This window comes from Sphingobacterium sp. SGR-19 (genome assembly GCF_011043555.1).
Lineage (GTDB): Bacteria > Bacteroidota > Bacteroidia > Sphingobacteriales > Sphingobacteriaceae > Sphingobacterium.
Map to the genome: position 1 here is coordinate 726,781 of NZ_JAAKGS010000002.1, position 12,298 is coordinate 739,078.

Genomic DNA, 12,298 nt, shown 5'->3' on the forward strand with positions numbered 1-12,298 from the left:
TAAACACACAGAGAAATGATTATTTCAATCATCAAAGGCTCCATCTGACAGATAAAAAACAAAAAAATAAACAGATGAAAAATACTATTAAATATATTTTCAGGATTTCATTGATCCTCCCGTTGTTTTTTTCTTGTGACAACATGAATGACCTCCATGACGAATACCTGCAAAGAGGAGAAACAACCTACTTGTCCAGAATAAATGAAGTCAAGGTCTATCCGGGCAATAAAAGGGCAGAACTCGTATTTGTGAATAATGATTCAAAGGCCAAGGCGATGACGGTGTATTGGCGATCAAGAACAGACTCTGTCGTATATACCATTCCGGAAAATACTGTCGGGCAGGAACTCAAAATACAATTGCCTGATCTTCCTGAAGACTTCCTGACATTTGAGCTGGTAACCACCACCGCAGACGGTAAGAACAAATCACTGTCTACGGAACTCTCGAGTAGGATATACGGGGATAATTATCGGGAGAGTCTAAATAATAGATTGATTGATGTAGCTACATATATCGAATCTTCCAATCAGCTTGATATAACCTGGAAAAGTGTTTTTGAGGGAGCGATTAAGATTGAGCTTGAATATGATGGGGCAGATGGTGATACCCGCGTGATAGAAGTCCCCATAGAAGAAAGATCTATAGTCTATCTCAACAGGTTCGACGGGAATCTAAAGTATAGAACAGGGTATGTTCCGGTTCAGAATGCGCTGGATACATTTTATACGGCGTACAGCGATTTGGAATTCTCTGAAGTCATAGAAGGATTGGTGTTTAACGGTACTAGCAGTCAATATATGCTTATTCCTCATCATCCTGACTTTGACATCGCTGCCGGAGAGGCCATGACGGTGACCTGTTGGGCACGGACGCCCACTATTGCCGCGACGCAGCGGATTTTCGCAAAACGTTATACCTCTGGTTATGGAGACTATGGCAATACGGGTTATGGATTAGCATTTTTAGGAAACACGGGAAATATTTATCCAGATTTGGTCTACAATGGCGGCACTCAGGCCATAAATGTGCCCGCTGTCTCTACAAATACATGGGTGCATATTGCTGCAGTTTATGATATAGCAAACAAACAAATGCTTGTATATAAGGATGGCGTGCTTTTGGGTTCAAGAACACTTCCTGCTACGGTGTTGTCAACTACGAATATCGCTGATCTAGCTGTCGGGGGGCATAAAGCATCGCCGACAGGTAGTAGTGCTGGACAGTCTTTCAATGGTGAGATAGCGCGATTGCGTTTCTACAAAAAGACGCTCAGCCCGGAAGAGATCTTAGGGGATATGTTGTCCGTTCGGGTTACCGCGGAAACACCCGGGTTAGTAGCCGCCTATGATTTGAAAAAGGTACTGGGTAGTGGTACTAATCTGACGATTGAGGATATAAAAGGCAATCATCCGGCGGTATTGCATGGCTTTAGCAGACCGTAGAATAAATTGAAAAACACAAATTACAGATGAAAACTATTTTATTGAACTTGTTATGTATGTTCGTCCTTTTGGATGTGACATCATGCGCGAAGAAAACAGATGAGCCAGATACAAATGGTGAAGGGAATGCGCTATCGGTTAATTTGATATTACCGAATGTGGCGGCATCGGGGGCGACTGTAAAAATACAGGGAAATGGGTTTGGCAGCAGTCCTGAAGGTGTACAGGTAAAATTTGGAGAGGTCATGGGCGAAGTATTGGATCTATCTGATGGTGTTATTTCGGTGAAAGTTCCGGAGTTGGCTGAGGGGGCAAAGATCAATGTATCTGTCTTAGTAGGGGGGCATACCTCTAACATAAAGTCATTCCGTGTGCGAAAAATAGGAGAGCTTGTCGTAGCAGAAAAAGATACCTTAGAATGGACAGAAAATAAAAGTCCCAATATAGCGGCTATTAGAGCCGGTATACCTGCTTACAACGAACAGGTGGTGAAATATATCCGTAACGGGCACCAATTGTTAGAAGTAGAATTGAGTGAACCGGTTATTGTCGCTGTGGCAGATCGGGAATTGCCGTGGGGGTTTTTCAATTTTCCCAGTATACGACGCGCAGTGTCGGGTCAAATGTCTATCAGCTGGAGCATGAGTCACGACAATGCAGAGAGTTATGGACAGGCGACGACTGGTAATAATGCGGTATCCAGCGACGAAGGAGCAACATGGACACGTACGGAAAGAGCTCCTGCCGGCGGAGGGATAGTATTAAGTAACGGCGATCGTATTACGATAACAACCCCTACAGCCATTCCCTTAGCAGACCTTGAGCTTCCTGCTCCTTTGGCCACTTTACAGGATGGGTCGAACTATGACCGCATTTTTCGAATTTACAACTACGATGAATTGCCTTTGCAGTTGCAAGGTACATACCAAGCCCGAATCAAGAAAGGGCAGACTTCCTGGGTTGCTGAACGGGGCACGTTGGTACATCCAAATTTAGCACGCTACGCGGATGGCAATCTTTTTCCAGTAGTATGGTGGGGTGATATGGAAGAATTGTCTGATGGAATATACAGAGGGACATACCCGACTTTCGAAACGAAACCAGGTGGAGGGATAGATGCATCCGGTGTAACGTTTTATAAATCGACAGATTTTGGCTTAACATGGACTAAGCAAGGGAACATTCCATACCAACCTGACCTGATGTTAGACCCTAACGGCAATAAGCGTAATGCATTTGGATGGACCGAGCCTGCATTTATCGCACTGCAGAATGGTACGTTTTTGTCGGTATTACGTACGCAAGATGGTTTTGGTGAAAGCCCGATGTATGTAAGCACCTCCACGAACAGGGGAATAAACTGGTCAAAACCGAAGGTATTTACAGGTGCGGGTGTATTGCCAAGACTTTTGGAACTGGATAATGGTATTGTCGCATTAGCCTCTGGCAGGCCGGGTGTACAGTTGCGTTTTATGCTGAATAATAATACCGACGACTGGTCTGAACCTTTCGAGATGCTACCATGGGTACCCAATGAAGTGTTTTCGTGTGGATACACGCAGTTTCTGAAAGTAGATGACAATAGCTTTTTGGTCGTGTATTCGGATTTCTGGCACCGGACGCCTGAAGGTGAAAGACGTAAAGCAATCAAAGTAAGGAAGGTGACGGTGAAGAGGTTGTAGGTATAGCAGAAAAACATTAAAACATGAGGATGAAATTTATATACGGGTTGTTCTTTTTATTGGTGGGGTGTAGTACGCAGCAAGCTGTTGTCAACATACAGGATCATCGGATGGATTTCGAAGGGGCCGCATTGAGGGAAGGTATTCCGGCGTACGGTAAGACAGAATATGTTTATCAGAAAGATGGAAAGAATCGTTTCAAAATAGATTTTGGAGAACCTATCGTGGTCGCTGTTGCGGATAAACCCTACAAATGGGGCTTCTTTCAGTTCCCCGGATTATATATGTCAGATCAAGGAGAAATTGTTGCGCGATGGAATATGGCACATGATGATGCCGAAAGCTATGGAAAAGGAGGGCATGGATACGCCGTTTCAAAAGACAACGGCAAAACCTGGACGCAGACGGATAAACCGCCAATAGGAGGGGGACTGGCGTTAAAGAATGGTGAATATATCAATATTCATACCCCACCGGCTATGCCTAGGAAAGACCTGCATCTACCCGAGCCTATCGCTACGGTTAAGGAAGCTTACGGACGTACATTTAGATTTTGGAAAACGGAAGATCTACCTAAGGAACTGCAGGGGGTATATATACAGAGGCGAACAAAGGACCGTAGTGAATGGATAGTGGAGCATAATGATATCCACGAACCGAATATGGTTAGGTATGCTGACAACGATTTACTGCCGATCGTGTGGTGGGGGGATATGAAGCTGGAGAAAGATGGTGCTATCGTCGCCGGCGTATATCCCGGCTTTACCATTGTCAACGGAGCGGTACCGCCTTCGGACGTTGCTTTTTATCGCTCGCAGGATGGCGGGAGAAGTTGGTCATTCATTGGGCGGATCCCTTATCGCTATGATCCGATAAAAGATCCCAAAGGAGGACAACGACATGCACTGGGGTGGACGGAACCGGCTTTTGAGATTTTGCAGGATGGTTCGTACCTGACCGTGATACGGACAACCGACGGTTTGGGAAATAGCCCGATGTATTACAGTCGATCGACTGATCAAGGAAAAAGTTGGAATAAACCTACAGCCTTTACCAAAGCCGGAGTCTTACCCAAATTAAAGCAATTGGATAATGGGGCTTTGGTGTTAGCCTCTGGCAGGCCGGGTTTACAGATACGGGTCGCTTTGGATGAAGAAGGAGAGGAATGGTCTGATCCCTTCGAAATGTTGCCTTGGCTGGAAGGAGTAGATGGAAATACGCTAACCTGTGGCTATCCGGAGCTAGTGCAGACAGGAAAAGATAAGTTTTTGCTGATTTATTCGGATTTTCAATTTAAAACATCTACGGGCGAGATCCGGAAAGCGATTAAAACCCGTGAGATTATAGTAAAAAAGATGTAAACCTTTAGCACGCTCCACCGTTATGTATAAAATTTTTGCGAGTATACTTTTAGTCAGTTTGAATCTACAGGGGCTTTTTGCACAGCAGGCCGGAATCATCAATTATAATGATGACAAGGATGTAAAGCTTCTTTTCGACTATTACCATCATAATTTGCCCTCGACCAAAGTGGGTAATCATATTGTTACCGGAAGCTGGTTAGATTCGGATGGACGGTATGGTTGGAATGATTTCGTGCATACCAATACACTTGACCATGCTTATACTATCCTTTCCAAAGAGTATTCGATTTCCATGGGCCGGTCTCCATATAGTGAGCAGCTTTTGAAAGGTTTTGATGGCGTGGTAATTTTTGCGGCAGATAACCCGGAGTTAATAGCTGGCGCTAAAGTGATCAGCGATCAAGAAATTTCTGTGTTAGAAAAGTTCGTGGAGGAGGGAGGAAGTTTGATGCTGATGTTGAATGCGATGGTAGAGGATCGTTTTAGTGAATCTTTTGAAACCAACCAGGTTAAAAAGTTGCTACGAAAGTTTGGTTTAGCATGGAACAATGACGACACCCATTATTCAGACAATGTCATACCGACAGGACATCCCTATTTCTATGATGTTCCGGTATTTCATTATGGCGCAGGATGTACCCTTAACATATTGCCGGAAGCTAAAAATCCAGAAGTTTTATTGGATGTCTACTCGGACAGCACGTACACGGATCGTTCTGTATCTGGGCCTGGTATCGTGTTGGTTCGCCCGGGTAAAGGAAAGGTAATACTGGTTGGTGATGCAGGATCTTGGACGGGAAATATATCCCGGCCGTGGGCAGACAACGGAAAGATATTGCAGCAATTGTTTCGATATATGAAGCCGGACAGGGGAATCCGTCCAGCTGTCTATGAACGAGATAGACCTCTTTATTATGAAGTTACCGTGACGGGGCTACAAGCTGTCCCGGGCGGAAATTCGCTGTCCAAAATATCCCATCCAAAGTACCGGATGTTTTCGCCAAGACCGACCACCGACATGCCCTATTTCGAAGCTTCTGCGGATTTGAAAGTGACCGCAGAGAGAGATACCGTTTTAAATGCTTTTTATACCAATATCGACGTGCAGGATTTCAAATGGTTTGATCAATCGGTATCGGATAGAAAAAAGCAATCTGTTTCTATGGTGATTAGTAGACAAGGTAAAGTTTCTAATGTCCATTCGGAAGGTTGGTATGCGCAATGGCTGTCAGCGGATTTACCGATCATTTCTGCGTTGTCGCCTGTTGATGGTTTGCGACCCGCTGATAGCTGGCAATCGGAAGAAAGTCTCCGTGTGCCAGCTTTGCGTGCAACCGATTTGCCGAGTATGAAAACGGTAGATGTCGATATCCTTTATGCAAAAGATACCGTGTATTTAGGGCAGTCGTGTCGTTATCTGGTTTCTTCGGGTGAGGCGTGGCTTTCGGATTGGGATATCAAAATAGAAGACCTGCTTCCAAAGGAAGAGATTCAGCGCGTTGGGGGATCTAATTATCATTATTTAAATAAAAGAGGTGGCAAAATATTGTTCAAAAGGGAGCAGTTTGTAGATGGTATAACGGGTCATGTTGTGGAAGCACGCTTGCAAACAAGAATCATATCCTGGATACAGGACAAACGAAAGCCCATCGCTAAAAGTAATCTTGATAAGGACAATGAAACCATCATTTCTTTGGCTACGATCACGACATTTAAACTGAAGCAATAAAAATAAGATATCGAGCTTTTTTAATTGAAATATTGTATCGGTAATCTACATAAAAGTAGTAGAATTGAGGAGCGGTTTAGGCCTAAATTTGGTAATGTAATAATACTTATAATCAGCTCCCTTACAATTATGATTAGAAATATACAATTGAAATTAAGCAAATCATCGTCCAATAAAGAGGATACCATAAGTTGTAGTATGTATCTAAATCGGATAGCATTACTATTATTTTTTGTGTGTTCCAGTTTCCTGTCGTATGCACAAACAACGGTTACGGGGAAGGTAGTAGATCAGGATAAAAACCCGCTATCAAGTGTTACGATTACAGAGAAAGGAACCCAAAACGGAACATCTACCGGAGAAGATGGAACCTTTAGCTTAGCAGTAAACTCGAACCAAAGTATGTTGGTCATTAGCGCTATAGGAAAGAAAGCCATCGAAGTGCCTGCATCTAGTGCTACACTTGCAGCTATTTCCCTTGAAAATGATGATACCAATATTGAGGAGGTATTGGTAGTCGGTTATGGTACGCAATCCAGAGAAACTTTAACAACAGCTATTTCCAAAATGGATGAAAAGGTGTTGGAGAATGTTTCTTTTGCCAATCCGGCATCAGCTTTACAAGGAACGGTATCGGGGGTTCGGGTTCAAAGCACCTCAGGACAACCGGGTGCTGCACCACGGGTAATTATTCGCGGTGGTACATCCATTAACAATCCGAACGGTGCTAGTCCTTTGTATATCATCGATGGTGTTATCCGTTCCAACATGAACGATATCAATGCGGATGATATTGCTTCCATGCAAGTATTAAAAGATGCCGCCTCTACGTCTATTTATGGAGCTAGAGGATCAAACGGGGTTGTCATCATTACCACCAAATCTGGTGATGCTAACCGGACTAAAATTGAATATTCCTATAATTTATCATCTTCTAACGTAGGCAAATTGTATGATATGGCTTCTGCGCGAGATTATATCTATTATGCTCGTGTTGGTGCGCAGGTTGCCGAGCGTAAAGTACCCGGTTCCATCAATGTTTTAACACAGCCGATTGGGTTTGGTACCGGTAATGACCTGACCAATAATACCGGTTTTACAACACAATATTTAACGGATGCGAATAAGCATAAATTGAATGAGGGATGGCAATCGATGACGGATCCGATCGATCCCAGTAAAACGATTATCTTCCAAGAAACCAACTGGCAAGATATCTTATTTCAAAATAGTATATCCCATGATCACCACCTGGCAGTATCTGGCGGTACAGATCGTGCTACCGTAAATGCAAGCATTGGTTATATGAAGAGCGATGGTATCGCCATTACAACGTTCTATGACCGTATTTCAGCAAACTTGAATTCGGACTTAAAGGTTAATGATAAATTGACCGTGAATGGCAAGATGATGTACAGTTATTCGACCAATAATACTGTTTATAGCGATGAATCATTGTTTTTCAGAGCAGCTGGCTTAGCGCCAACCGCTAAGTATACCTTTGAAGACGGCACGTTAGCTCCTGGACAAAGTAGGAATACAGGAAATCCGGTTTATCATTTGAATAAAAGAGATAATAAATCGGGTACGGAGAATTTAACCTTAGCACTTTCTGCTGATTGGAAACCAATCGAAGGCTTAACCATTTCTCCGCAGGTTTCTCTCTACAAAGTAACGGGTGATAATTACGTCTTTACCCATGCGTACATGAATGGGGTTGGTAATGTCAATACGACCCGACCGGCATCTTCTGCCTACAATAAAAACATGCAGACCCAGGCGGACCTAATTGCTAATTATACAAAAAGCTATGGCAACCATACTTTCGAGGCTATGGGAGGTTTCTCCTATTTCAGAAGATATATATTTGGTCTTACTGCATCTGGTCAAGGAGCAGCAACGGATTTGATCCCTACCTTGAATGCATCTTCTACCCCTGTTTCCGTAGGTGGAAATGAAACCTTATTTGCTATGGTAGGATATTTCTCCCGCTTGAACTATAATTATGCACAGAAGTATTTGCTTTCCTTAACGGCAAGATATGATGGGGCGTCTAACCTAGGTGCCAACTACCGTTGGGGTTTCTTCCCCGGTGTTTCAGTGGGATGGAATATGCATAAGGAAGATTTCTTTGCGAATGCACAACCTTACTTATCAACTTTAAAATTACGAGCTAGTTATGGGGTGAACGGTAATATTTCAGGATTGTCAGATTTCCATGCGCAGGGATCTTATGCGGTAGGGAGTCGATATCTGGACGAATCTGCGGTGCAGAATACCGTTTTGGCTAACCCTAACTTGAAGTGGGAACAATCCAAAACGTTAGATTTTGGGGTAGATTTAGGCTTTATGGACAATCGGTTCAACATCTTATTCGATTACTACAATAGAAGAACGGATGACCTGATCACAAACTTGACGTTACCTCCATCAACAGGATTCTCGAGTATTTCAACCAATCTGGGGAGCCTTCAAAATAAGGGTATTGAATTGGAATTGAATGCAGATGTCTTACCAAGAACCTCCGCATTAGGCTGGAATGTTGGTTTCAATATCTCCACGACCAAGACCAAGATATTGAAACTACCTGACAATGGGGTATTGAATAATCGTGTGGGTGGTGTGTATGTTTGGGATAATGCTTCAAACGGTTATGCTTGGATGGGTGGATTGCAAGAGGGTGGCCGTATAGGGGACTTCTATGGTTGGCAACAAGATGGTATCTATCGTACCGATGCTGAAGCTGCAAATGCACCAGTGGATTTAACCATGCCTTTTGCTGACAAGACCAAGTATGGAGGCGATGTAAACTACGCGGATTTAGATCGTAATGATACCCTGGATACACGTGATTTAACGTATCTGGGAAATCCTTATCCAACGGTTACGGGTGGTTTTTCTACTTCTGTAAACTATAAAGGTTTCTCTTTTTATGCCCGTATGGATTACACGAAAGGACATACGATCTATAACTATGCGAAAATCTTCTTAAGCGGCCATTGGGCTTCAGACTTAAATATACCTCAAGAAATGATTGATAGGGGATGGAAGCAAGATGGAGATATAGCTGATCGTCCGCAATATATACCGGGAACAGCCAATTACAGTTACTGGAGAGGGAGTGCTTATCACTTATCTTCCACCAACTCTGCGTTCTACGAGAAAGGTGATTTTCTGACCCTGCGTGAAGTGACCATAGCTTATCAGTTTCCTTCCGCGTGGACCGAACGTATTAAACTAAAAAACGTACGTGTGAATGTGACGGGTAGCAATCTCTACTATTTCACAAACTACACTGGGATGAATCCGGAGGATGGAGGTACCGATCGAGGGCGTTATCCTGTTCCTCGTAATTTCGCTGTTGGACTGAAAGCAGCATTTTAATTCGTACACGTAAATTAAACAAGGTTATGAAAAAATCAATCATAAAATTAGGGTTATTAGCGGCTGTACTTTCTTTTCAGACAGGCTGTAATACATCTTTAGAATTAGATCCAACGAGCGTGATCACCAATGAATCTTTCTGGAAGACGGAAGATGATGCAAGAGGTGGATTAACAAGTTTATATGTCAAACAACGTAGTCTGGCAAGTTTAAATTTATTCATCTGGGGGGAGGCTCGTAGTGAGGTGATGGAATGGGGGAAAGTGAGTGGAACGCTGGATTACGATCGTTATTACCTGAATACATTGAACAGTGTTTCTGCAGGTCCTTCCTGGCAAGCTGTTTACTCGGCTATCAATGATGCAAATTTGATTTTAAAGTACGTTCCGGATATTTCGTTTGCGAACGAGACGAACAAAAATGATCTTTTAGCACAAGCGTATGTTTCCCGCGCATTCCTTTACTTTGTGCTGGTAAAAACATGGGGAGAAGTACCTATCCGTACGGAACCGGTGGAGGGTGCAGAACCGGACGTAATCCAAAAGGTAAGATCATCTCAAGAAGATGTTTTCACGCTTATCAAAGATGATTTGGAAAAAGCAAATGCACTGTTTTCCAGCTATGGTTTTATCAAAAGTAGAAACTACTGGTCTAAGGCTGGTGTCCAGGCACTGAAAGCGGATGTTTATTTATGGACTGCCAAGCGGTTAAATGGTGGAAATGCGGACTTCCAAACGGCGCTTACCGCTTGCGATGAAGTCGCTAAAGCAGATGTTTCTTTATTACCTAACTATGCTGATCTATTCGAATACGAAAATAAGAACAACAAAGAAGTGATTATGGCTATTGGGAATAAGGAATTCGAGGTGGGGAATAATTACTTCTTTAATCTTTACTCTGCTCGTTTGCCAAATGAGATAGATCCGACGACCAATGAGATCATTGGCCAGACTGCAGGTGGTATGGTTTGGACGGTAACAGATTTGGCTAAGAATCAATTCCAAGATGGAGATTTAAGAAAAGCAGCTTCGGTATTGGATATGCCAGCGCCGGGATTCTATCCGACCTTAATCTTAAAAGGCAGGGGAACAGTAATTTCTGGTGTGCGTTATTTCACCAGTGATTTTGTGATCTACCGTTATGCGGATGTACTGCTGATGAAAGCAGAAGCGAAAAATGGATTAGGTCAAGACCCTTCCATTGAAATGAACCTCGTGAGACAAAGAGCCTACGGGGCTGCTTATGAAGCCCATAAATTTGTAAATGGCAGTACCGTACAGAACGATCAAGCTATACTACAGGAACGATTATTGGAATTGATGTTTGAGGGTAAACGTTGGTGGGATTTGGTTCGTTTCCATAAAGCATTTGAACTCGTGCCTACCTTAGAAGGAAAGGCTGACCAGAAACACCTGGAATATTTCCCGATCTCGGAACAAGTATTAAGTTTGGAACCGTTGGTTGAACAAACTGATGGGTATTAATATCTATGGAATAGCATAACTATTGAACATGATGAAAAAAAATAAAATAGTCGGATTAGCCTTAGCCATCTTGCTGTCTTCGCAAGTAGGTTTTGGACAATCGCACAGCATAAAGAAAGTGAAGGATATCATTGTCTATCAAGATACATTGTTTTATAATGCTTTTCCTTCTGTGATAAAAAAGAAAGATGGTGAATTCCTTGTCGCGTTCCGGCAGGCTCCCAATCGTCGTATATTCGGTACCGAGAAGATTTCGCATGTGGATCATAATAGCTATCTGGTGACCTTAAAATCCAAAGACGGCGAGCAGTGGTCTACATCCCCAGAGTTACTCTACGCCCATGCATTTGGTGGGTCGCAAGATCCCTGTATGATTCAGCTGAAAGACGGTACATTGCTTTGTGCCAGCTATGGTTGGACAACTGTTGATAAAAGTTTAGAAGTTCCAGAAAAGCCATTGTTTAATTCAGGTGGTTTTACTTTTCTGGGTGGGTACGTCATGCGATCAACCGATAAAGGGAAGAGCTGGCAAGGTCCTCATTATCCAGTCAACGTTCCGGATGAGAGACATTATGACCCCTTCGGACAGCCCATGTCGGCCTATAATCGCGGAGCGTTGTACGAAACAAAAGATGGCCGTGTGTTGTGGGTAGTGGCGGCACATGATCGCCCAGGCAAAACATCCAATTACCTATTGATCTCTCATGATAAGGGATTAACTTGGACGTATTCGGGCGTGGTGGCAAAGGATGACAAGATCTCGTTCAACGAAACTTCGGTTTATGAAACACCAAAAGGGGATATCGTGGCATTTATGCGCACGGCGAGGTATGATGATCAAGCTTGTATCGCACGTTCTACTGATGGCGGAAAAACCTTCAAATGGGAAAGCATGGGATTTAAAGGGCATCCTTTACAGGCGATGCGATTACCGGACGATAGGGTTTTCGTAGTTTATGGATATCGACACCAACCCTTCGGCATTCGTGCCCGGATTTTAAATGCAGAGTGTACCGATTTTGCGACGGCGGAGGAATTTGTAATCCGGGAGGACGGTGGCAGTTGGGATATCGGTTATCCTTGGTCTGTACAGTTGGACAAGAACAGGGTTTTGGTCGTTTATTATTATAATCAAAACGATGGCCCACGATACATTGCAGGTAGTATTTTGGAAGTGGAACCTCAAAAAGGTAAGTAAACGCATTCC

Annotated in this window: 7 protein-coding genes; all 7 read left to right on the forward strand. The window is 43.3% G+C overall.

Going from position 1 to position 12,298, the window contains the following annotated elements; translation table 11 throughout:
- Nucleotides 1-74 precede the first annotated feature (74 nt).
- On the forward strand, nucleotides 75-1,448 hold the full coding sequence (locus G5B43_RS06755; protein ID WP_165293936.1) for a DUF4998 domain-containing protein: 1,374 nt from the start codon (nucleotides 75-77) through the stop codon (nucleotides 1,446-1,448).
- Between the two features lie 26 nt (nucleotides 1,449-1,474).
- Nucleotides 1,475-3,130, forward strand: a complete 1,656-nt coding sequence (locus G5B43_RS06760) for an IPT/TIG domain-containing protein (protein ID WP_165293937.1) — start codon at nucleotides 1,475-1,477, stop codon at nucleotides 3,128-3,130.
- Between the two features lie 23 nt (nucleotides 3,131-3,153).
- A complete protein-coding gene (locus tag G5B43_RS06765; RefSeq protein ID WP_165293938.1) occupies nucleotides 3,154-4,491 on the forward strand; it encodes a sialidase family protein in 1,338 nt (445 codons plus the stop codon).
- Between the two features lie 22 nt (nucleotides 4,492-4,513).
- Nucleotides 4,514-6,223: a hypothetical protein gene (locus G5B43_RS06770; RefSeq protein WP_165293939.1), complete on the forward strand. Its 1,710-nt coding sequence runs from the start codon at nucleotides 4,514-4,516 to the stop codon at nucleotides 6,221-6,223.
- Nucleotides 6,224-6,352: 129 nt separating this feature from the next.
- Complete coding sequence (locus tag G5B43_RS06775) at nucleotides 6,353-9,607, forward strand: SusC/RagA family TonB-linked outer membrane protein (RefSeq protein WP_206367260.1); 3,255 nt, start codon at nucleotides 6,353-6,355, stop codon at nucleotides 9,605-9,607.
- Between the two features lie 26 nt (nucleotides 9,608-9,633).
- A complete protein-coding gene (locus G5B43_RS06780; protein WP_165293940.1) occupies nucleotides 9,634-11,091 on the forward strand; it encodes a RagB/SusD family nutrient uptake outer membrane protein in 1,458 nt (485 codons plus the stop codon).
- A 28-nt stretch (nucleotides 11,092-11,119) separates the two neighbouring features.
- Nucleotides 11,120-12,289 carry a sialidase family protein gene (locus G5B43_RS06785; protein ID WP_206367261.1) on the forward strand — a complete coding sequence of 390 codons (1,170 nt, stop codon included), beginning with the start codon at nucleotides 11,120-11,122 and terminating at the stop codon, nucleotides 12,287-12,289.
- Nucleotides 12,290-12,298: the final 9 nt, after the last annotated feature.

Excerpts from the sequence above, each read along its gene's own strand:
- G5B43_RS06755 (WP_165293936.1), top strand. The coding sequence starts at position 75 with ATGAAAAATACTATTAAATATATTTTCAGGATTTCATTGATCCTCCCG.
- G5B43_RS06760 (WP_165293937.1), top strand. The coding sequence starts at position 1,475 with ATGAAAACTATTTTATTGAACTTGTTATGTATGTTCGTCCTTTTGGAT.
- G5B43_RS06765 (WP_165293938.1), top strand. The coding sequence starts at position 3,154 with ATGAGGATGAAATTTATATACGGGTTGTTCTTTTTATTGGTGGGGTGT.
- G5B43_RS06770 (WP_165293939.1), top strand. The coding sequence starts at position 4,514 with ATGTATAAAATTTTTGCGAGTATACTTTTAGTCAGTTTGAATCTACAG.
- G5B43_RS06775 (WP_206367260.1), top strand. The coding sequence starts at position 6,353 with ATGATTAGAAATATACAATTGAAATTAAGCAAATCATCGTCCAATAAA.
- G5B43_RS06780 (WP_165293940.1), top strand. The coding sequence starts at position 9,634 with ATGAAAAAATCAATCATAAAATTAGGGTTATTAGCGGCTGTACTTTCT.
- G5B43_RS06785 (WP_206367261.1), top strand. The coding sequence starts at position 11,120 with ATGATGAAAAAAAATAAAATAGTCGGATTAGCCTTAGCCATCTTGCTG.